Here is a 22,455-nt window from a genome sequence, read left to right on the forward strand (position 1 = left end):
TTTTATGAAAATCGGAATAATCCGCGAAGGAAAAAACCCTCCTGACAAACGAGTTCCCTTCACTCCTGAGCAGCTGAAAACTATTCAGCAGGATTACCAGGGAGAACTTACTTTCCAAGTGCAGTCCAGTCCATTCCGCGCCTATACGGACCAGGAATTTCTTGATGCAGGAATTGATGTTGTAGAAGATATATCTGGCTGTGAAGTGCTATTCGGAGTGAAGGAAGTGCCAGTTGATCAGCTGGTGGAGGGAAAGACGTATTTTTTCTTTTCCCATACGATCAAAAAGCAACCCTATAATAGGAAGCTCCTTAGGACAATTTTGGATAAAAGAATTCGACTAATTGATTATGAAGTATTAAAGGATGATGAAGGAAGAAGGGTTGTTGCCTTTGGAAGATGGGCTGGAATAATAGGTACGTATAATGCCTTTTGGACATATGGAAAAAAAACAGCTCTTTTCGAACTTAGGCGTGCCAATGAATGCCAAAATCTTCAAGAACTTCATCGTGAACTCGCAAAGGTGCAACTCCCGCCGATTAAAATAGTCCTTACCGGTTCAGGGCGTGTGGGCGATGGGGCCATAGAGGTCTTGAATTCCTTGAAAATTCGAGAGGTTTCGGTTCCAGATTTCCTACATCTGTATTTTGATGAGCCTGTGTATGTGAAATTGAGATCTGCGGACTACAATAGGAGAAAATCAGATGGAGGTTTTGATAAGCAAGAATTTTACACGTTCCCTGAGCGGTATGAAAGCCACTTTCAGAAGTTCGCAGAAGCTGGAGAGATGCTGATTTCCGGGGCATTTTGGAATCCGGATGCACCTCGTCTATTTGCTCTGAGGGATATTTCAGGGGAAGATTTTCAGCTATCTGTGATCGCAGATGTGAGCTGCGATGTGGGTGGGGCTATTCCCACTACGATTTCTTCCTCTACAATTACTGATCCGGTATATGATGTAGACCGTCAATCGGGAGAGAAAATCCCGGCATTTGGAAGTCAGACGAGCATTTCGGTAATGGCAATTGATAATTTGCCTTGTGAGCTACCAAGAGAGGCAAGCAGGGAGTTTGGGATTCAGCTGACAAAATGGGTAATTCCTGCGCTTATGGAAGAAAACTCGAGAATTTTGGAGCGGGCCACTATTGCCCGTGATGGAGACCTGACGATTGAGTTTATGTACCTAGCAGACTTTGTAAATCAAGATGAATAAGCTGAACCGTTTTTTGGAATCCACGCTTTTAAAGCCTACAATGACTGGCTCAGAGGTGGACTCACTGATCAGAGAGGCAATCGAAGAGCAATTTGTAGGAGTCTGCGTCCCACCTTTCTGGCTGAAAAAAGCTAGAAGAGAGCTAGGCGAAGAGAATGTACAATTAGTTACCGTTATCGGATTTCCCTTCGGCTATTCTGATTCCGCTACAAAAGTATTTGAAAGCAAGGAAGCGATCAGGCAGGGCGCAGATGAATTGGATTTGGTTTGGTCACAGACGGCTTATCATTCGGGGATGAATTGGCCAAAGGTTGAAATCGCCCAAATCGCAAAGATTTGTCATGATGAAGAGCGAATTTTGAAAGTTATCATTGAAACAGCCAATCTTGATGAAAAACAGCTTGTGGAAGCTTGCTTGATCTGCCAGGATGCTGGGGCAGATTATGTCAAAACATCCACTGGATATGCTTCGACCGGAGCCCAAGCGGCTGATATTATAGTGATGCGAGAGACTTTATCATCTTCTGTCGGCATCAAAGGGAGTGGAGGGATCAAAACACTGGATCTTACTCTGGCACTGATTCAGGCAGGGGCAGATAGGATAGGCACCAGCTCAGCAAAAGCACTGATGGATTCCTGGAGAAATTCTCAGTCATTACTGAAGTAGATCAGCAAGAAAGGAATGATGAAAAAGGTCAGAAGAACATAGGCAAAGCCTAAAAATCTACTTTTAACGGATTTTTTACCCATATATAAAGCCAAAATCACAGGGATATTTCTCATCGAAGGGAATGGCAGGAAAATCAGAGCTCCTATTAAGTTGAAGAGAAAATGAACAATCGCCAGTGCGATGGCAGCTTCTGTTTTATAAATAGCTGCTATAGCCGCGGTTATTGTAGTTCCAATATTGGCACCAATAATAAAGGGGAATGCCTTTTTTACTGATACTTTTTTATTGGCGACCAGAGGCACTACCAAAGAAGTAGTGACTGTACTAGACTGCACGGCTGCTGTAAAGAAAGTTCCATATATAAATGCCATGTAAGGATTTTTGAAAATCAACTTACTGATATTTTGGAAACTGTTGATTACAAATGCTTTATAAACAGAGGTTGATAAGATTTTAATAGCTGCAAATACCAAGAAAACCGAAAGAATCATCGTTAAGAAAGGAATATCTATGGTAACTGAGATCCATTCTGAGACCGGCCTGGTAAAGACTTTATTATAAACGATGGGACCCGAATAGGATTCGTCCGGTACAAAAAATTGGGCTATAGCTATTGATATTTTGGATAAGAAACCAAAGCTAACTTCCAATGGTAGCAGAATAATAACTGTGAAGATGTTAAAAATATCGTGCAGCATCCCTGCAGATAAGGCTCGCTTGAATTGCTTCTTATTCATGATGTAAGAAAGTGAGACCAGCGTAGAAGTCAGAGTGGTCCCAATATTTGCCCCCATCACCATGGGCACAGCTTGCTCCAATGTCAGATTTCCTGATGCCACCACAGCGACTACACTGGCAGTAACAGTGGAGCTACTTTGGATCAGGGCTGTCATCAATAGCCCAATGAAAAGGCTGACAAAGGGATTTCTAGTGGCTAGAAGGATATTTTCAGCTACATCATTGTTCAGATTACTCATCGCAACAGTGAGCAAATCTATCGCAAAGATGAATAGCAGAAGAGCCAAAAGCATCATCAGATAGCTTTTAGTTTTATTTGTTTTGTCTTTTTTCAGCTCCAAGCTCTCCATCTGGTAGGGATAGAATTTTATTCTGATTGCTATTTATCTAAGGGAGAAAGGGTTTATAGCGCATGCAGTTTCAGCCCAGAATCCAGAATTTTGATAAAATATTAGGGCAAAAGTTGAAATTTTTTTGCGAAAAACAAGGTGAAACTACCGTTTGAAAGTGAAATAGTGTTTACTTAACAATTTGATAACACAGATAGAAGGATATCTTCTTTAATTTTGCGCGACCGACCAAAAGGCAAATCATGGCCAAGAAAAAAATAGACCAAAACATTAATCAGGATAAGCTCTCCAAAACCGCCTATTCGCTGTTCGATTTTACCAAAAAAGAGAAATCTTTTTTGATAGTCATCTGTGTCCTGATTTCTGTCGCAGGATTAGTGACGCCTTACACTTATGTTGCCATGTGGTTTGGGTTTGCGCTGGCAGCATATTCTGCGATTGCAAATGATAGTATCCAGACCATCGGAACATTTATAGCCTCTAATCACAGCAAGAAGTGGTATTGGCTATGGTTATTTATGGGGTTGATTTTTGTTGGAACAGTTACGTACAGCTGGATTACTTTTGATGGAGATGTAAGTTATCAACGATTAAGTGTGCCTGGGTTGGACAGAGCACCTACAAACTTTGTTTTTCTTCAGCTGGCTGCGCCTATAGTGCTCCTTATCATGACCCGGCTGAGAATGCCGGTTTCTACTACGTTTCTTTTGTTGAATGTATTTACTTACAAAGCGGGCACGATTGTAAGTGTAATGTTTAAAAGTTTTGTGGGGTATCTGTTGGCTTTTTCCATTGCAATAGCTGTTTGGTTTGTTCTAGAGCGATTTGTCAAAAATTACCTAAAGGGGAAACCAGCACCTTATTGGATCTTTTTGCAGTGGATCACTTCAGGGACGCTTTGGGCAGTATGGATCATGCAGGACGCGGCTAATATTGCAGTGTTCCTTCCCAGACAATTGAGTGTAGCTGAGTTCTCTGTATATACAGGTTTTGTATTTGTAGGTTTAGGTTTCCTTTTCTATATGAAAGGGGATAAAATCCAAGGAATTGTTAATGAGAAGACCAATGTAACTGATGTACGAGCAGCGACGATTGTGGATTTTGTCTATGCGATAATCCTGTTCTACTTCAAGCTGTATAGTAATGTACCGATGAGTACCACCTGGGTATTTATTGGTTTGCTGGGAGGTAGGGAAATAGCTATTGCTCTTGGAAAACATGCTAAAGCGGAGAAAAGAAATGCTTGGCTTTTCAGGGCGTTTAGATTGGCGAGAAAGGACGTGGCAAAAGCATTCATAGGCTTGGTAGTATCATTGATTCTTGCTATTATCATCAATGATGGTGTGAGAAACGAGATACTGGATTTTTTCTAGGCTATTTTGGAAATAGAACTATACAGCCACGAGTACTTCATGAATGAAGCACTAAAGCAGGCAAAACAAGCTTGGGAAGAGGGGGAAATACCTGTAGGTGCAGTAATTGTTTCGAAGAATAGAATTATCGCCAAAGCGTACAATCAGACAGAGAAGCTCAACGATGTGACGGCTCATGCTGAAATGCTCGCCATCACTTCTGCAGCTAATTATATGGGGGCAAAGTACCTGAATGATTGCAGACTGTATGTGACTCTGGAGCCCTGTGTGATGTGTGGGGGAGCACTTTTTTGGTCACAGATCGGAGAAATCCATTATGGGGCATCTGATCCGAAAAGAGGGTATTTACAAAGCAATCCGGGGATATTGCACCCTAAAACAAAGGTCTTTTCAGGTAGCCTAGCCCGGGAATGTGAACAGCTTTTATTGGAATTTTTCAAAAAACTGAGAAAATAAGAGGAAATTGATTCCTTGAGAACCTTTTTCTCTCCGCCTTGGTTGCTAAGGCAGATTATTTGTAGGATTTTCAATCAATCTTTTAACCTTAAATTATAAACAAAATGGCTTTCGAACTTCCATCCTTACCTTATGCCACTACGGCACTGGAACCACACATTGATGCAAAAACTATGGAAATCCACCATGGTAAACACCACAATGGATATGTAACTAACCTTAACAACGCAATCGCGGGAACAGACCTAGAAAGCAAATCCCTAGAAGAGCTGCTTAAAGTAGCAGGATCTAATACCGCTGTAAGAAATAATGGAGGTGGTCACTATAACCATAGCCTTTTCTGGAAAATCATGTCCCCAGCAGGTGGCGGAGCTCCAACGGGGGAATTGGCTAATGCCATCAATGCTAAGTTTACAAACTTTGATGCTTTCAAAGAAGTATTCAACAAGGCTGCAGCTACCAGATTCGGTTCTGGTTGGGCTTGGTTGATTTTGACTGCTGCGGGCTCACTTGAAGTAGTATCTACAGCAAATCAGGACAATCCTCTTATGGATGTGGCCGAAGTCAAGGGTACTCCTATCATCGGACTTGATGTCTGGGAGCATGCTTACTATTTAAAATACCAGAATTTGCGTCCGAGCTATATTGAGGCTTTTTGGAATGTGATCAATTGGGATCAGGCAAATGCCAACTACATAGAAGCATTGAAAAAATAAGCTTCGCAAACGGATTTCTATTAAGATCCTCGGACTATTGTCCGGGGATTTTTTATGTCCACAGCTGAAATAAAACTGTACGATTTCGAGACAGTTACTTTTTGTTGATTTGAATAAAGTGACCCGTAGAGCTAATTGGGCAGGATTTCTACCCTTGGCATTTGTTTTTCAATAGATGGCACAGAACGACACACAAAGTACTATTGAAATGAAAACGACCAACTTGCTTTTTTTAACATTACTGACTTACCTTCTTGGAGTAAGTAATCTAGCTGCCAAAGATATCAGCCGGATATCAGGAAAAATTACTGACCAAAACGAACAGGCAGTGCCTTACGCAAATGTAGCATTGATTGATTTAACTGATGGCCACCTTGTGGATGGTGCTGTTTCAGATGAAAATGGAGCTTTTCTAATTGAATCGACAAAGACGGCGAAGGTCAAATTAGTGGTTTCATCCATCGGTTTTGCCCAGTTTGAATCCGAGGTGTTTGAACTCAAACCAGGATTGATCAAGGATTTTGGATCTGTGACCATCGAAGATGAAATGACAGGATTGGATGAGGTGACAGTGAAATCATCACGCCCTGAAATCATCATCGAGCCTGACAAAACAACCATAAATGTAGAAGGAACAGTAATGGCTGAAGGAGCAAATGCGTTGGATGTGATCGGTAGATCTCCTGGGATCTATGTGGATCAAGACGGGATAATCAATCTCAATGGTCGCACCGGGGCTACAGTCATGATCAATGACCGATTGACTTATATGAGCGCTACAGACCTTGCCAACTTCCTTCGTGCCATGCCTGCGGAAAACATCAAAAGTATTGAGGTGATCAACAATCCTTCTGCACGGTTTGATGCTGAGGGTTCTGCAGGCGTGATTAATATAAAATTGAAAAAGAATACAGTAGATGGGATGTTTGGGAATATTCAGGCTGGAGCATTGTATAATGGGCAGTGGTTGCCAAATACAGGGGTTTCACTTAATGTGAAGAAAGGAAAATGGAGTACAAATGCCAATTTGAACTACAACTACTATGGAAATTATAATGACCTGAACATTTATAGGAATTTCACGTTGCCGGAAGGTGTCTCAAACTTTAGCCAAACGTCCAGAATCACAACAAGAAATAAAAATCTCTTCTTCAACGGGGCTGCGAATTATGAGATAAATGAGAATCAAAACATCGCTCTAAATGTACAGGCATCGGATTATAATGATATGAATGACAACAGTTCATTGACAGATATTATTGTTCCGGATATGTCGGAGGTAAGTTATCTGGACTCCAAAAACGATGCTACCGGAACCGGGAACAGAATCTTCGCAAACCTTCATTATGATGCGAAGCTGGATACATTGGGAACGAAGATTAGCTCAGATGTGGATTTCACCAGAATGAATTCTGACAGTAAATCCTTGCTTACAAATATGCAGTGGGTGGGAGAAAATATATCAGATGTGATGGATAGTAAGATTCTTACCCTGAATGATATGTATTACAATATCTTTACCGCGAAAGTGGACTTTGTCAAACCTGTAGGAAAAGGAAACACAATAGAAACAGGTGTGAAAGGAAGTTGGGTCAAGTCTGATAACAACCTTGACCTAAGCAAATCGCAGGAAGATGGACCATTTATCCCAGACCCAAGCAGTAATCAGTTTATTTACAATGAAAATGTTTTGGCGGCTTATGTATCTTATAAGGGTAAATTTTCAGAGAAATTGTCTTATCAAGTGGGTTTGAGAGGGGAGCATTCTGATATCACAGGGAATTCAGTTACACTGAACCAGGTAAATAACCAGAAGTATTTCAACCTTTTCCCTAGCGCATTCTTACAGCATAAGCTAAGTGACAACTATCAGATCGTATATAATGTCAACCGCAGAATTACCCGGCCAAATTATAGGTTACTGAATCCGTTTGTATACTACATTGATCCGCTGACCACAGAAACCGGCAACCCGAATTTGACTCCTCAGTATTCAAATAACTTTGAGATGAACCATGTAGTAAAGGGTGTTTACCAATTTACCCTCGGCTATAGTGAGACCGAAGATGCTTTTATGCAAGTATTTGTTCAGAATGAAGAAGAGAGAACCACAACCACCTATACTGATAACTTTGATAAAACGCGAAATGCCAACTTCAGAGCGATTATTCCGGTAGATATTAAAGAATGGTGGGCGACTTCCAATATGGTACAGGTGAATTATAATCAGTACAAATCCCAAATAGGTGATGATTATCTGAACAATTCCAACACCTCCTTTATGGTAAGGTCTCAGCATAATTTCACCTTACCGTTAGGTTTTAAAGCAGAGATAATGGGAATTTATCTAGGCCCACAAATCTGGGGACAAGGAAGAATTGAAGGGTTTGGCTGGGTAGATGCCGGTGTGACCAAATCGATCATGAAGGATAAATTCACGATTTCGGTAAATGGCACTGATCTTTTCCGTACACAGGTGATCAAAGCGGATATAGACTTTGCTGCCATCGATACAAGTTTCCGGCAATATCGTAGCAATCAAGGCGTGCGATTTACGCTGAAATATACCTTCTCCAAAGGAGAAAGCTTCAAGGTGAAAAGCAACTCAGGAAGCTCAGAAGAGCGTAATAGATTAGACTAAAGGTTAATATCAATTGAAAAAGCCGGATCATTGATCCGGCTTTTCTATTTTTTTGATGTGAGATAGAACCTATCCACTTTAACAGGTTCACGGCCATACCAATCGCATTTGTATTGTAACAGGTTTACAAAATTAGCCCAACCTGCATCTGCTATATTCTTGGATAGTTTCCTGTTTTTGGCCAGACCCTTTACATTCAAGTCTTCAATGGCTAGTACCTGATTAGCTTTAACCAGCCCATAACTTACTTCATTCAACCTGTCCAATCTACTGTTTTCAATTTTTCCAAATTGGAGTATTGTGAAGTGTTTTTGTGTTTACGTGATTTGAATTTAGGGAATTGTGCATTCCCTCTAGAAAAGTTCACATAGGCAGTATCTAACGTAGTGCAAATTGAGGTGCTTGGCTGTTAACCTCTTTAAGCCAGCTAGTATCTTCCTGCTTTTTAAGTTTGGTCAATGTTGAAGCCTGTGTATAGTAACTGTCAGCCCTCTTATTTTCCTAATACTGCCCTTTACGCTCGTTGGGAGTAATTTGAGCGAAATCGTTAAATTCGGGGTTTTTACCAATATTTGGTAAATTTAATAAAAATAGAAATTATGAAAAATACATCAATATCACTCGGAAATTATTTTGACCAGTTCGTGAGAAGTCAAGTTTCTGCTGGACGATATAAAAATGTCAGCGAAGTAATAAGAGCTGGACTTCGACTTTTAGAAAACGAGGAAAGTAAAGTGATAGCATTAAGAAATGCCATTCAAGAAGGCTTGAACAGTCCTTTAGTCGAGGACTTTGACTTTGATGAATACCTAAAGAAATTGAAAGCTCAAAAAAGGGAAAATGGCTAAAGTTATATTACGACAAGAAGCCTGATGACTTGAATGACATTTGGGACTATACTTTCGAAAAATGGTCTGAAAAACAAGCTGACAAATATTATGCGACAATAAAACTTGCTTGTAACGGAATTGGAGAAAACCCAGATGCTGGAAAAGAATATTTCGGAGTAAGTAAAAACTTACTCGGACTAAAATCCGGGAAACATATCATATTTTACCAATCACTTTCAGAAGACAAAATTGAGGTCATCAGAATTTTACACGAACGAATGGACTTGAAAAATAGGTTGTCTGAATAAAAAGCTATACCCAACAATGGTTTGATTCCATCTTTTGGCACTGTTTAGTAGATTTCCAGATACGTCATACTCGAATATCCCAGAGGCAGAAACGATTTGGATATTTCTCGAAGCGTTGAACTTGCCAGCGGCCATTGGATAGAAGCCGAATCCGTCAGGAGCATCCCTTTCCTTGCTAAACTGGCCCAAGATGTTTCCATCAAAATCAGCGCTGACAAATTTCATGTTCTGTGGATTAAAAAGCAGCACCATTTCGAATTCAGGGTTGACATCCATTAAATTCAGCGTGCCAATGTAATTCACCCGGATTGAATCGACAGTCACTAAAACGAGGTCCGGATTTTCAAGTGTCGAGTTTGCACCGGGGGATCCGCAGCCAAAAAAGACAGCTATGACTATGTACTGAAAAATCCCTACTGAAAGTGGTATAAAAAGATCAAAACGCCCGTAAAGGCAGGTTTCTTTTGATCTTTGATTTCTAGCTTTACTGCTACTTCAGCCTTGACTGTTCCCCGGAGGTTTGCTACATTTTTGAGTGTTGCAGCCAGCCGTACTTCACTGTCCACCAGCACAGGATTTGCAAACCTCAGTGATTCGATACCATAATTGATCATCATCTTAAGGTTTCTTACTTCTACGATTTGCTCCCACAGAAACGGCACAATACTCAGCGTGAGATAGCCATGTGCGATGGTATTTCCAAAAGCACCTTCCTGCTTTGCCCGCTCAGGATCCGTGTGAATCCACTGATGATCATGTGTGGCTTTTGCAAAAATATTAATCTGTTCCTGGGTAATTTGAAAATATTCGGATGTACCTAGGCTTTGACCATTGTACTTTTCAAACTCATCAAAGCTATCTATTATTACTGGAGGCATGCTTTTCTATTGGTAAAAGGCCAAATTAGGGAAGTTTTGCTCGAATTTACAAGCCCGGCAGCTTGAGTAACTAGTGGAAATTAGCGGCGTTTTTCAAAAAAATCTGCTTAAGAAATAGCTTAAGACGTAGTTAGTTTTGAAAAAAGCACAAACTTTATGAGCATTTATTCCTGATTTCTATCTACTTGTATTGCTGGTAGCTGTCCCGAAACAATGTGTTTTAGGTAACGGTATAGAAAACCATAAAATCCTACAATCGGGAAAGAGCCCAGAAGATATTACAGTTTAAACAGATCCTTCAATTCCCTGTTGCTTAGGTTTCCAATCCAGTTTTCCCCGGTGGCCACGGTCATTTCGGCAAGAGCTTTTTTATCTAACAGCATTTGGTTTATCTTTTCTTCAAAGGTGTTTTTGGTGATGAAGCGGTGTACCATCACATTGTTTTTCTGACCTATCCTGTATGCCCTGTCAGTGGCCTGGGCCTCTACGGCCGGGTTCCACCAAAGATCGTAGTGGATGACGTGGTTGGCAGCTGTGAGGTTCAGGCCGGTACCGGCCGCTTTCAGTGAAAGGATAAATACTTTATCGGCATGGTTGGTCTGAAAATTATTGACCATTTCGTTGCGCTGTTTCATACTACATCCACCGTGATAGAAAAGGGGTGTGTCTCCATATTTTTCTTTGATGAAGTATTGCAACATCCTTCCCATCTCGGTAAACTGAGTGAAAATGAGCACTTTTTCACCGTTTTCGAGGATAGTGTCCAGCTTGTTGAACAATAGTTCTGTTTTTCCGCTTAATTCTGGTTTTAATATTTTGTTTTTCAGGAAGTTGGTGGGATGATTACATATCTGTTTCAGAGCCAGGATCATTTGCAATACCAACCCTCTGCGGGCAAACATGGCTTTGGCATCGGTCGCTTCGATCCCCTCAATATCTTCCATCGCTTTGTTCAGGGTTTCTTCATATAGGCTCGCTTGCTGTTTGGCCAGTGTCGCATACGTGTCCATTTCTATTTTTTCCGGTAGATCAGAAATAATTCGTTTGTCTGATTTCAGCCGTCTCATCATAAACGGGGCAACGGTTTGTTTAAGTTTTTCGGCTGCCTCTTCATTATTCTGCTGCTCGATTGGAATGGCAAATTCTTCGTTAAACTCCTTGATGCTCCCCAAAAAGCCCCTGTTTGAATAATCCATGATGCTCCACATTTCGCTGAGACGGTTTTCTACAGGCGTACCGCTCATAGCTATATAATTGCGGGCCGGCAAGGATTTTATAGCCTTCGCCTGTTCGGTTCCTACGTTTTTGATGTTTTGGGCTTCATCGATGACAACCGAGTGCCATTTGCGTTTTTTCAGATTTTGGGCATCGCTGCGGACAATGCCGTAGCTGGAAAGGAGTACATCAAAGTCCTCATCTTTTTCTATACGCCTTTTTGGACCGTGGTAAATTTTGACCTTTAGTCCCGGGGCAAACTTTTCAATCTCGTTTTGCCAGTTGCTCAAGAGGCCCGTCGGGGCAACCACCAGAACTTTTTCCTTTTCCAGCAGGCGTTCTTCTTTGTATTTCATCAAGGTGCTGATGACCTGCAGGGTTTTTCCCAAACCCATATCGTCGGCAATCACACTACCGAAGCCGATTTTGGAATTGCGGTACATCCAGGAATAACCGCGCTGTTGGTATGGGCGGAGTAATGCATTGAGTCCTTTTGGTGGCGGTATGTTATCTATTTGCGTAAACTCTCTTATTATGTCACGTACCTCATCTGTCAGGGCGATGGGTGCACCCTGGTATTCACCGGAAAGTGCTGTACGTAATAACTGGAAAGAATTTAAGGTCTTGGATGCTGCAAAATGTTTATACAGTTTAGTTAAGTCCTGCTCGTCAGCATAAATGTAGTTGGATTTGTACCTGAGTAATCCTTTCGATTTCTGCATGAGAACTTTAAAGTCATCTTCATTGATCAGATCATTACCTAGGGCTACCTGCCAATCGAAGTCGAAAATATCCTTGAGTCCTATATATGATTTGTTCTGTGTCTTTTTGAGCTTGACACTGGGCTTGGGTTTCAATATTTCCTGCAAGGACTTTGGCAGTAGGATATCTACATCCAGCAGTTGTAGTGCAGGAATGATGTCCATTAGAAATGGGGCGAAGTTGCCGGTATCCATCACGATGGTCTTTTTACCGTCACTATTGATGTATTCGTCCAGGCCGGCTATGAATGCGCTGATCTGGACAACACTTTGCAGAATTTCATAGCGCGATTGTTCGTGTATTTTATCGGTAAGTACTTCGGCCAGGGGGGTGGGCATACTCAGAAGCTCTGTACTCTTGTCCTTAATATTGACCGAAATCCCAAACCGGTCGTTGATGAGTTCTTCTACCACCAGTTGTGGCTGGTAATTTCCTTGGGTGATATAGAATTTTTGCACCCAGGCCATGATTCCACCGCTAAGAGCCTCCTCTCCCGGATTTTCAAAGGGGTAACTATACTTCTGAAAAAACAGTTGCAGGAAGGTATCATTTAAGGAAGTGTCGTTGAGGATATCCACCAGCTCGGTTAGAAACAGGCTTAGCAGGTTGAACGTACTGTCTTTGTTGATTTCCTTTTGGGAATCATCTTCTTCCCAGACAAAACAACCGGGCGGGACAATGCTTTCCAGTTTGTTTACCAACTCCCGTATCTCTTTGCTCAGCATGGCCGGTAGCCACCTTATAGTATAACTTTTATCTTTAAGTTGAATGATTTGGGGAATTATGGCTCCGTTGGCCAACAAATGAACGGAAAAATGCAACACGGTATGCAGGGCGGCAGTGGTGGGCTGATAATCAGCCGTACGATTGCCGGGTACCTGAGCCAGTTGGTTCAAGAAATCCAAAAAGGAGAATGATTTCTTGTTTACATACACTTTCGGTTGAAACTGAGGGTCAATCCCAATGGTTTGCGTTGCATGGTGACCGATATTTTCCCGGTCAATAGCTTTTAGGAAAAGACTCTGCATTGAAATTTTGCCCTGGACTACTTTTTGGGCATTCTTTACCGTACGGGTAATGCATTTTTGGTACTTTTCCTTGAAATTTCCGGATCCCTGATAAAAAGCGGGGTAGTCGCTCAATAATTTAGTCAGCGCCTCATGTATGGGGCTAAGCTTGGAAAATGATAATTTTTGATAGGCTTCCTCGGGATTGAAAGTTTGGTATGATTTATCTTTTTTTCCAAAATACAATTGAATGAGGTTGGGTACTTTCGTAGTTTTTACGGATACGAAAACACCCTGTTTATTGAATTCTTGGATAAGGTCCACCTTGTGTAACTTGAACACCAAGAAAGGATCGTTGTCTATTTCTGCTGACAGTTTATAAATCACAGCTGCCAGATGCTTACAGGGAACCGCCCAATCCGGGCAGGAACACTGCATTTTGAAATCGGTCCATTTACTGGGGAATACCTTTAAACCTAGACTTTCAGCTAAGGGTAATACTTCACCATCCAGTTCACGGTTTAACAATTTGGAAATTATGGTGGGTTTTGAAGCCAGTTTTTGCAGAAATACTGATAGGTCTGGATCAAAAAATGGGGGTAGGATAATATCCACCTTGTACGGGGTGCGCCGGCTACCGGCCACTTTGGCCTTAATCTGGTTGTCCTTGATTTTTATGGAAACTACCATTCCCTTGTTGGCGTAGGATTTGCCCCGGGGCAAGCGATTGTCGTAATCTATGTCGTTAAGGGAGTTGAGCCATTGACTTCCCCACCAAGTTTTTCCGTATGTATTTTGAGCCATGGGCTACGTATGGAGTTTGTGTCTTTTAAAAGTTTAAATGTATGGAAAAGTGAGGGGTAAGTAAAAGTCTTGTTTACACTTTCGTTGGGTTCGTATAACTACTCAGGTACTTGATATATGAACTTAGGGCAATTTTGTAAAAATTGTGTGATCAGCTTGCTGTGTGTCAGATAAGGGTGTCCCCTACGGACGGATAAAGAACTTTCCGAGGATTTCTTCGGTAGTTATAGGTGCGAGGGAAACGTCGATGACATTATCTGTAGGCTTGTATGATAAGCCAGCCACGTGTATGAAGTGCTCAAATCAGCTTTTCTGTAAGTTCTGTAACTGATGAAACGAGAGCGACTTGGACGGAAATAAGCGCTGAGCTTTTGGATACCCTGGTCAAGCATTCAGAGAATATCTTTGAAAATCTTGATTACATTGTACAATAATTATCGGTTACGATGTTTTTACTATGGAAAAGGATTTAGAAACTATTAGCTATGACGGGAATGATGTTTTTTTCTGTCAATTTGTACAGGTAAGTGCAACAGTTTAAGTTCCTATGAAGCTATTAAAAAGACTTTGGCGTATAGTTTGGAAAGCTACCATCTGGTTTTTTATTCTGTCTATAGGAATGACGGTAATCTATCGCTTTGTGCCCGTTCCCCTCACTCCATTGATGGTGATTCGTTTTTTTGAACAGACATTTGATCCTGAGAAAGAAGTTCGATACAGCAGAGATTGGGTTCCGATTAGCGAAATTTCGAAGCATGCCCCCCAGGCTGTATACGCCTCCGAAGATCAGAGATTCCTAGAGCATAAAGGATTTGATTTCGAAGCGATGGAAAAAGCCTGGGAGAACAATAAAAAGGGTAAAAGAATAAAAGGAGCTAGTACGATTACTCAGCAGACAGTAAAGAACGTCTTTTTATGGCCATCAAGAAGTTACCTTAGAAAAGGACTGGAGGCTTATTTCACGGTTTTGGTAGAGTTAATCTGGTCCAAGGAGCGAATCATGGAGGTTTATCTGAATGTAATAGAAATGGGAGAGGGTATCTACGGGATTGAAGCAGCGTCTCAGGCGTATTTTAATAAACCTGCGTCCAAACTTAACCGCAATCAGGCCGCAAGGATAGCTGCAGTACTTCCCAATCCAAGAAGGTGGTCACCTGCTAATCCCACTTCCTATATTATTGGTCGCCAACAATGGATTCTCAGACAAATGAACAATCTGGCACCAATCGGCATGGGGATTTAAGAGTTGTATTGTCGCTGTTAAAATTGGATTTTCCTGAGTTGGATTTAAATGAATCAGTTTAATGATGCTTTTTGGAGCCCAATACCCACTAGGTTGAAACCAGTAAAAAGACCAACAAAATTTTCTTTTAGAATAGGGCGAAATTGGACATTTGGAAATACACTTTTTATTTTCCTTCTGGGCAGGAGGTAAGATTCAAAATCTTTGTTTAGAGGCTCTTGTTGAGGTTTAAAAAATGCAAGTGTTTTTTATCCACATTTTCGATAATTTATCCACACTTATAAATACCTTTATTCTAAACATAAGTGTATCAGTGAGTTACATAGCTATTTTTAAAGGTAATTTTGTGGATAAAGAAGCCTAACTCAAAAAACTGCTATTCAGAATAGTGGATAAATTCAAACCCAAAGATTATTCTTAGATTGATTAATCTTGCTTTTGCCGGATCAGGCGTTTCCGATATGCATTAAAGATTCTGGACTTTGAAACAAAGCCTAAATACTTGCCTTCTTCAATTACAGGAAGATTCCAAGCTCCGGAAAGTTCAAATTTTTCCATCGCTTTTTGCATATTCTCAGTAGCCAATAGGATTTCGGGAGGGCTATGCATAAGCTCCCGTATCAAAATTATTTCCTGCTTTTCCCGATCAAACATAATGTCTCTGATGTCATCCAGAGTCACTATGCCTCGCAAAGCGCCATTTTTATCTACTACCGGGAAAATATTTCTCTTGGAGATTTTAACCAAGCTGATCAAGTCTTTTAATTTAGCATCAGGATGAATTGGTAACAAATCCCGTTCGATTACATTGGTAATCGTTATGAGTTCCAGCAGTTCTTGATCTTTCGATTCTGGCAGATGTCTCCCTTTTTCCTTCAACTGTATCATGTAGATACTGTCCTTCTGATAGGCTGTCTTTGTGACGTACGAGATTGCAGAGACGAACATCAAAGGAATGAACAGTTCGTAGCCTCCGGTAATTTCTGCTATCAAGAATATCGCTGAGAGCGGCGCATGCTGGGCACCCGCCATCACCCCGCACATAGCCACCAGAGTGAAATGAGCGAGTGGGAGAGGAATCGTAAAATCAAAAAGATTGCTGGAGTAAGCAAAGAGAAAACCCAATATACCCCCTACGTAGAGTGAAGGGGCGAATATACCGCCACTGCCACCAGCTCCGAGGGTTACTGCTGAGGCAATGGGCTTTACCATAATAATAAATGCAAGAAAAATAATGATCAAATAGGGATTTTCTATAAGGGAGAAAAACGGACTTTTTTCAAGTAATTGGCTGGAGTTACCCTCTATCAGCGTGTTGAGCGTATCATATCCTTCCCCATAAATGGGAGGTAGGAAGAATACCATGATTCCTAATATAGCCCCTCCATATAGGATCCGTAATGCTTGGCTTTCTAGCCCCTCCATGAGAGATTCAGTTTTTCTTACAGCCTGGCTGAAATACAGGGAAACTAAGCCACATGCAATTCCCAAAAGTAGGTAATAAGGCATATGGGAAGCTTGGAAACTTTCTGTCAATTTGAAATTGAACACGGAGTCTTTCCCAATAAGAACCATAGAGGTGAGCGAACCGGTTACAGTGGCAATTAGTAATGGAATAAAACTGGCTGTGCTGATTTCCATTAAAATAACTTCAATAGCGAAAATCACGCCTCCAATAGGGGCACCGAAAATGGAGGAAATCGCTGCTGCAGCACCGCATCCAATCAATAATGTGCGTTTTTTTGCATTCAGATGCACCAGAGAGCCCACATTTGAACCAATAGCAGAACCTGTTACCAACATAGGGGCTTCAAGTCCTACAGACCCTCCAAAACCGACTGTTATCGCTGAGGTAAAAACACGGCTGTACGTTTTTACTCTGGCAATAATACTTTGCTTTTTGGAAATAGTAAATAAAATATCCGGGATCCCATGCCCTCCCGCATCTTTAAAAATAAATTTACCTATAAGATACGCCGCCGAAATACCTATGAGCGGATAAATGATGTAAAGAAAATTTGCATACTCTTTATAAAACCCCTCAGTAAGAAAATGCTGGATGGCATGCACCCCTTGTTTTAGAATCACTGCTGCAAGGCCCGAAAGAATTCCTATTATCCCACTGAGAATGAGAATAAAGGTTTGGTTGCTCATGTGTCTGAGCCTCCATATCAAGAGCCTGGTGATGAAGTCTGTTTTAGCCAAAATTTCGCGTTAGTAGCGTGCTTTATAGTCTAAGGTAAGTAAGATATGAATGAATGAAAAGAAGGGGTTTACTCTTTAGGCAATTCCGCGTCCAGTGCTAAGGTACATTTCAAGATAAGATTGACCGCATTGATATAAAATTGCTGGTCAATATTTTCGAATGAATCACTCGGTTTATGGTAATCGGGATGATCTTCTACTCCAAAATAAATGTGCGGAACATTGGCGTTGAAGAATGGACCATGATCCGAGGATTGTGTCCAGTTGTCTGCGCCTGTGTTTGGCTCATCGTGTCCAAACATCAATTTCGGTGTGGAGCCCGCAGCCGCGCTTTTGAGGATTGTTTTTAAACTTGGATTGTAATAGGTTCCAGAGGCGTACAATTCACCTTTTTCGTTTCTTGAAATCATATCCATATTGATATTTAAGACGATTTGCTCCAAAGGAAACGGGAAATCGTTTACCAATGCTTTTGCACCCTGTAATCCCATCTCCTCACCGTCTAGAGCAGCAAAAATCATAGAATGTGCTGGTCTGTTTTTGTTGAAATACTTTGCCAGTTCTATCAACGCAGCGGTTCCCGAAGCATTATCATCTGCACCGTTGTAGATGGAATCACCTTCAGCATTTGGCTTGCCAGCGCCTACATGATCGTAGTGTGCTGTGATTACGATTAATTTTTTCGAAGAACTGCCTGCAACAAATCCAACGATGTTCACCGCGTTTTCATAGTTCTTTTTATCTCTTTTATTTTCAAAACTGAATTCTTGCTGAAAATCGGTATAGTGGGTTTCAAGTCCGATATTTGTGAACTGGTCCAAAATAAAATCACGTGCCTTGGAATTGCCTGCACTGCCTGTTTTTCGACCTTTAAGCGCGTCTGCGGATAAAAACTCAATATTTTCTATAAGGCTTTTGCCAGCAATACTTTGTCCATTTACTTGGAAAAATACCAGAAAGAATAAGCAACTTAGCGTGTTTTTGATTGTGGGTTGCATCAGGGAAAGTATTTTGCGTTATGTATATTGGTAAAATTAATAAGCTTAGTGGATCACACCTCTGAATTCATGAAATATAATACCCTGCTTGCTTTTATTCTTTTGATAAATCTCCAGTTGGTTTCGGCCCAGGGGAGTTTGCCCCAATCATTTTTTGATGGTAAATCAGTGGTTTTTATCTCTACTGACCCCAGTGCCAGACCCAAGATGACCTGGAAAGAAGTGGCTGATAGTGTGCATAATTCTTTGGTAAAGGCAGGAGCTGATCCTGTGGCCTATTTTGAGCTGGAGAAGATCGCTCTCTCGGAAGCCGTTCAGGCAGATTATGCCAAAATATTCCAACAGCGGCTTGTGAAAAATATTGTCCTGGTCACCCGTCAGAAAAACCAGATGAGTATTCATGTTGCACCGTTTTCTGAAGATGGGCAGATCATTCCTTCCATCGCTTTATTTGGTATCAGTGGGGCTGACATAGAAGAGGTTACCAACCAATTTAAATCAATAGGTGAGAATCAGCCTTCCAAAAATCTTCTTGTGTTGGACGTGCCAGCGTTTCTTACCATTGGTTCCACTGAGTCTTCCTCAAGCCAGAAATTTTTGGCAAAAAACCCACTTAATCTGAATGTTTTTAAATTGGGAATTCCCATTGAAGGATCATCTGCTGCGACTGGTTTGTTAAGTTATTTCAGATACGATAGGTATGGTAAATCGTCTGAAATTATTATGGCCGAACAGGCCGCTCAGAAAGCTGGAATCGAGCAGGTACTCAAGCAGGAATATCCGTATCAGATAGAATGGCTGACAGAGCCAAAATCTGTAGAGGAATTGATTCGCGATAGAGTACAATTTCTATTGGTGAAAGTGGAGGGTAGGGAGGCAGATTTAATGAAAAGCATGGGACTCGAGCCTAAAACTGATGAGTCGTCTTCGCGTATAGTGGTCAAATATTACATTAAACTCCTGGTACGGGAAGAACTCTATATTGGCCCTGAATGGGATGCTGATCCGGACTGGAGAGTTGCGTTAGATAGTTTTTTGAAGAATTTAAAAAAGTAGACCTCTCGGACGAGAGGTCTACAGCTACTTAATGCTAGGGGTGATATAAGCAACTTTTACTACGGTTGATTTCTAAAAGGAGTTTGTAATATTCCGCGCCTTTTGGATAAATCAAAGTTTTAAATTTCAATTATTCAATAATAGTCAATTATTTTCCAATTAAAAGGGACTTACACAAAAAAATTATTTTTCTTTAGAAGAGCTCGTTATTTAGAAACGGAATTAACGCTAGCACAATTGCCTGATTATAATAAGTTTGCCTTGTAATTGTCCCGCGAGTGAGTATTCCTACGGCCCCGCCATTTTGTTTAGAATTTTCCTGAGCAAAAAATTGATCATTGGCTATGCCCAGTTCCATTCCCGAGCGTATTAGCTCAGCGATAGCTTTAGGAAGGTAGAAGGTCCCTGTCTTCGCTTTGCCGTGAAGTCCGGATTTATTTTCTATATAAATCCAGGCGAAAGCATACATACCTCGCCCGTCTTCTCCTATGCCACCTTCTATTCCTACCCAATAATCTGCCTCCGGGAAAGTTTTTTTAGAATTGAGCACACGGTTTCTAGCGCCCAGATAAGTCTCTTCATCGCCTTTTGGCTGGTCAGATACCTGTGAGGCGGCATTGATTCCATTTACGATGAATCCTGTGGCAAATGCTTCTGTAAATGCCGATTCGGTACAGGCTATTTTTACAGGATTTTTACTTCCTACAATTACTAAAGGTTTTTCTGAAGCCTGAAAATTCTCTCTTTTGGGGAAATTCATAGAATAAAAAAACCTAGGCGGATGCCTAGGCCATATTGGTGAAAATTTGGTTTACATCGTCATCTTCTTCCATCTTTTCGATCATCTTATTGATGATCTCTTCCTGCTCTTCATCGAGCTCAGTAAGCGTAGATGGGAAGCGCTGGAAATCTGCGCTGATCACTTCTATATTTTTTTCTTCCAGTACTTTTTGCATGGTCCCAAAATCTTCAAATTCGGTGTAAACGAAAATTTCTCCTTCATTTTCATCGATATCAACCAACCCGAAATCAATCAACTCAAACTCCAGTTCTTCTAAGTCAAAGTCACCCTTCGCAAAACGAAACACAGCTTTTCTGTCAAACATAAAGACAACTGAACCAGAAGTTCCCAAAGAGCCCCCGGCCTTAGAGAAATAGCTTCTCACATTCGCAACCGTTCGATTGATATTGTCCGTGGAGGTTTCCACAATGACCGCAATTCCAAAAGGACCATAACCTTCATAGACTACTTCTTCGTAATCTTTTTCGTCCTTATTGGAGGCTCTCTTGATTGCCGCCTCTATCCTGTCCTTTGGCATTTGAGCACCTTTGGCATTCTGGATAATGGTACGAAGTCTTGGATTTGAAGCGGGATCGGGACCTCCCGATTTCACTGCCATCACGATTTCCTTGCCTAGGCGCGTAAAAACTTTGGACATTTTGTCCCAACGCTTGAATTTTCTCTCTTTTCTGAATTCAAATGCTCTTCCCATGGTTAGTAATATTAGGGTGGTAAAATTAGCAATTCTTTTCGTTTAGGCTGAAAAATGAAGACCTTCAGACAAAGATTTGGTAATTTCAGCCCAGGAATCAGTCCAAAATAGCCCATAAACTGTAAGCACTAAAAACACGTTTAAAATGTCGGATTTTCTATTACACCCCCTCCCGAATATTCCTAAATCGGATTTACCAAAAGTAGTGATCGTAGGGGCGGGCTTTGGCGGGTTAAAATTAGCCATGAAGTTGATGAATAAGCAGTTTCAGGTCATTTTATTGGACAAGCACAATTATCATCAGTTTCAGCCGCTTTTTTATCAGGTGGCAACTGCAGGATTAGAGCCGAGTGCGATTTCATTTCCACTCCGCAAAGTTTTTCACGGTTCTAGAAATGTGACTTTCCGCATGGCCCAGGTGGATCACTTTGATCCTGAAATCAAACGGCTCTATACAGATATGGGTTTCATTGACTACACCTATCTGGTGATGGCAATGGGTGCTGACACGAACTATTTTGGATCAAAAAGCATAGAGGAATCAGCATCCCCGATGAAAACTGTTTCGGAGGCACTTTATATCCGGAACAAGATAATTTCTAATTACGAACGGGCTATCAATATCGAGAAAGCAGAAGACCGTAAATCTCTTATGAATGTGGTCATTGTGGGGGGAGGACCCACAGGGGTAGAGCTGGCCGGCGCGATGGCTGATCTGAGAAATACGGTATTACCGAAGGATTATCCTGAGTTGAATTTTCACAACATGAAAATTGTACTCATAGAAGCAGGCCCGGAATTACTTGGACCAATGTCAAAAGAATCCAAACAATGTGCTTTAAAATACCTTCAAAATCTTGGCGTAGAGGTAATGTTGAACACCATGGTGAAGGATTATAATGGCAATGAAGTAATACTTGCTGATAAAGAAGCGATCCAGACTCAGACATTGCTTTGGGCTGCAGGAATTAAACCGAACAGGATCGGAGGATTGGAAGAAGATAGGTATGCGCCGAATGGAAGAATTTTTGTAGATGATTTCTCAGAAGTAAAAGGGTGTCCGGATGTTTATGCCTTAGGGGACATTAGCTTAATGACTCAGGATGCTTATCCGAAGGGACACCCTCAAGTCGCGCAGGTAGCCATACAGCAGGCGGTATGTCTGGCCCATAACCTCCACAAGATTGAAGAAGGAAAGGAAAGAAAGGCTTTTCAATATAAAGATCTCGGATCAATGGCAACAGTAGGTAGAAAACTTGCGGTCGTTGACCTTCCTTTTATTAAGTTCCAGGGGATATTGGCTTGGTTTACCTGGTTATTTGTGCACTTGATGGCTATTCTCGGAGTAAAAAATAAAGTATTTATATTTCTGGATTGGTCTTGGAACTATCTGAGCTTTGACCCAAGTCTCAGGTTACTGATAAAGCCAAAGGTGGTACGTCCAAGTGAACAGAAGGAATTGACCGAAGAAAGATGAGCGCTTTAACTGTTGTTAACAG

General features: G+C 41.2%; 20 protein-coding genes. 11 read left to right on the forward strand and 9 right to left on the reverse strand.

Features of this window, described 5'->3' with window-relative positions:
* The first annotated feature begins 4 nt into the window (after positions 1–4).
* Together AS141_RS07850 and deoC are read left to right on the forward strand one after the other, a co-directional pair.
* On the forward strand, positions 5–1,213 hold the full coding sequence (locus AS141_RS07850) for an NAD(P)-dependent oxidoreductase (RefSeq protein ID WP_057937088.1): 1,209 nt from the start codon (positions 5–7) through the stop codon (positions 1,211–1,213).
* The gene (gene deoC, locus AS141_RS07855) at positions 1,206–1,880 is read left to right on the forward strand and encodes a deoxyribose-phosphate aldolase (protein WP_057937089.1); all 675 of its coding nucleotides are present in this window, start codon (positions 1,206–1,208) and stop codon (positions 1,878–1,880) included. Before AS141_RS07850 ends, deoC begins: the two co-directional genes overlap by 8 nt.
* Here deoC and AS141_RS07860 read toward each other — a convergent pair.
* The gene (locus tag AS141_RS07860) at positions 1,862–2,971 is read right to left on the reverse strand and encodes a Na/Pi symporter (protein WP_057937090.1); all 1,110 of its coding nucleotides are present in this window, start codon (positions 2,969–2,971) and stop codon (positions 1,862–1,864) included. The genes deoC and AS141_RS07860 overlap by 19 nt on opposite strands.
* A 242-nt stretch (positions 2,972–3,213) precedes the next feature.
* Between AS141_RS07860 and AS141_RS07865 the strand changes: the two genes are divergently transcribed.
* The 4 genes from AS141_RS07865 to AS141_RS07880 all read left to right on the forward strand — a co-directional run bounded on the left by AS141_RS07865 (position 3,214) and on the right by AS141_RS07880 (position 8,157).
* Positions 3,214–4,344: a hypothetical protein gene (locus AS141_RS07865; RefSeq protein WP_057937091.1), complete on the forward strand. Its 1,131-nt coding sequence runs from the start codon at positions 3,214–3,216 to the stop codon at positions 4,342–4,344.
* Positions 4,345–4,356: 12 nt separating this feature from the next.
* The gene (locus AS141_RS07870) at positions 4,357–4,800 is read left to right on the forward strand and encodes a nucleoside deaminase (protein ID WP_057937241.1); all 444 of its coding nucleotides are present in this window, start codon (positions 4,357–4,359) and stop codon (positions 4,798–4,800) included.
* 104 nt (positions 4,801–4,904) lie between these two features.
* Positions 4,905–5,516 (forward strand): superoxide dismutase, encoded by a 612-nt coding sequence (locus AS141_RS07875; RefSeq protein WP_057937092.1) that lies wholly within the window; start codon positions 4,905–4,907, stop codon positions 5,514–5,516.
* A 208-nt stretch (positions 5,517–5,724) separates the two neighbouring features.
* Positions 5,725–8,157, forward strand: coding sequence for an outer membrane beta-barrel family protein (locus tag AS141_RS07880; RefSeq protein WP_057937242.1), 2,433 nt, complete (start codon positions 5,725–5,727; stop codon positions 8,155–8,157).
* 44 nt (positions 8,158–8,201) lie between these two features.
* On the opposite strand, the gene AS141_RS07885 is transcribed toward AS141_RS07880, so the two are convergent.
* Entirely contained in the window at positions 8,202–8,423 is a 222-nt protein-coding gene (locus AS141_RS07885; protein ID WP_057937093.1) for an IS200/IS605 family accessory protein TnpB-related protein, read from the reverse strand.
* Between the two features lie 333 nt (positions 8,424–8,756).
* Between AS141_RS07885 and AS141_RS07890 the strand changes: the two genes are divergently transcribed.
* Together AS141_RS07890 and AS141_RS25945 are read left to right on the forward strand one after the other, a co-directional pair.
* On the forward strand, positions 8,757–9,005 hold the full coding sequence (locus AS141_RS07890; RefSeq protein WP_057937094.1) for a type II toxin-antitoxin system ParD family antitoxin: 249 nt from the start codon (positions 8,757–8,759) through the stop codon (positions 9,003–9,005).
* A gap of 29 nt (positions 9,006–9,034) precedes the next feature.
* Entirely contained in the window at positions 9,035–9,295 is a 261-nt protein-coding gene (locus tag AS141_RS25945; RefSeq protein WP_232424846.1) for a type II toxin-antitoxin system RelE/ParE family toxin, read from the forward strand.
* Here the strand turns inward: AS141_RS25945 and AS141_RS07895 are convergent.
* The 3 genes from AS141_RS07895 to AS141_RS07905 form a co-directional block, all read right to left on the reverse strand.
* Positions 9,254–9,619, reverse strand: a complete 366-nt coding sequence (locus AS141_RS07895; RefSeq protein ID WP_157243411.1) for a hypothetical protein — start codon at positions 9,617–9,619, stop codon at positions 9,254–9,256. The two genes, AS141_RS25945 and AS141_RS07895, sit on opposite strands and share 42 nt — an antisense overlap.
* An 89-nt stretch (positions 9,620–9,708) precedes the next feature.
* Positions 9,709–10,173: a MaoC family dehydratase gene (locus AS141_RS07900; RefSeq protein WP_057937096.1), complete on the reverse strand. Its 465-nt coding sequence runs from the start codon at positions 10,171–10,173 to the stop codon at positions 9,709–9,711.
* A 278-nt stretch (positions 10,174–10,451) separates the two neighbouring features.
* A complete protein-coding gene (locus tag AS141_RS07905) occupies positions 10,452–13,961 on the reverse strand; it encodes a DEAD/DEAH box helicase (RefSeq protein ID WP_057937097.1) in 3,510 nt (1,169 codons plus the stop codon).
* Between the two features lie 547 nt (positions 13,962–14,508).
* Between AS141_RS07905 and mtgA the strand changes: the two genes are divergently transcribed.
* Entirely contained in the window at positions 14,509–15,204 is a 696-nt protein-coding gene (gene mtgA, locus AS141_RS07910; protein ID WP_057937098.1) for a monofunctional biosynthetic peptidoglycan transglycosylase, read from the forward strand.
* A gap of 426 nt (positions 15,205–15,630) precedes the next feature.
* Here mtgA and AS141_RS07915 read toward each other — a convergent pair whose 3' ends face one another.
* Both AS141_RS07915 and AS141_RS07920 read right to left on the reverse strand, forming a co-directional pair.
* A complete protein-coding gene (locus tag AS141_RS07915) occupies positions 15,631–17,358 on the reverse strand; it encodes a chloride channel protein (RefSeq protein ID WP_232424847.1) in 1,728 nt (575 codons plus the stop codon).
* A gap of 119 nt (positions 17,359–17,477) precedes the next feature.
* A complete protein-coding gene (locus AS141_RS07920) occupies positions 17,478–18,407 on the reverse strand; it encodes a M28 family peptidase (protein WP_057937100.1) in 930 nt (309 codons plus the stop codon).
* Between the two features lie 69 nt (positions 18,408–18,476).
* Between AS141_RS07920 and AS141_RS07925 the strand changes: the two genes are divergently transcribed.
* The gene (locus AS141_RS07925) at positions 18,477–19,463 is read left to right on the forward strand and encodes a hypothetical protein (protein ID WP_057937243.1); all 987 of its coding nucleotides are present in this window, start codon (positions 18,477–18,479) and stop codon (positions 19,461–19,463) included.
* A 193-nt stretch (positions 19,464–19,656) separates the two neighbouring features.
* Here AS141_RS07925 and yjjX read toward each other — a convergent pair whose 3' ends face one another.
* Positions 19,657–20,223, reverse strand: coding sequence for an inosine/xanthosine triphosphatase (yjjX, locus tag AS141_RS07930; RefSeq protein WP_057937101.1), 567 nt, complete (start codon positions 20,221–20,223; stop codon positions 19,657–19,659).
* 25 nt (positions 20,224–20,248) lie between these two features.
* Positions 20,249–20,956 (reverse strand): YebC/PmpR family DNA-binding transcriptional regulator, encoded by a 708-nt coding sequence (locus AS141_RS07935; protein WP_057937102.1) that lies wholly within the window; start codon positions 20,954–20,956, stop codon positions 20,249–20,251.
* 145 nt (positions 20,957–21,101) lie between these two features.
* Between AS141_RS07935 and AS141_RS07940 the strand changes: the two genes are divergently transcribed.
* On the forward strand, positions 21,102–22,433 hold the full coding sequence (locus AS141_RS07940; RefSeq protein ID WP_057937103.1) for an NAD(P)/FAD-dependent oxidoreductase: 1,332 nt from the start codon (positions 21,102–21,104) through the stop codon (positions 22,431–22,433).
* Positions 22,434–22,455 lie beyond the last annotated feature (22 nt).

Origin of the sequence: Algoriphagus resistens, from assembly GCF_001442615.1 — a bacterium.
Classification (GTDB): Bacteria; Bacteroidota; Bacteroidia; order Cytophagales; family Cyclobacteriaceae; genus Algoriphagus; species Algoriphagus resistens.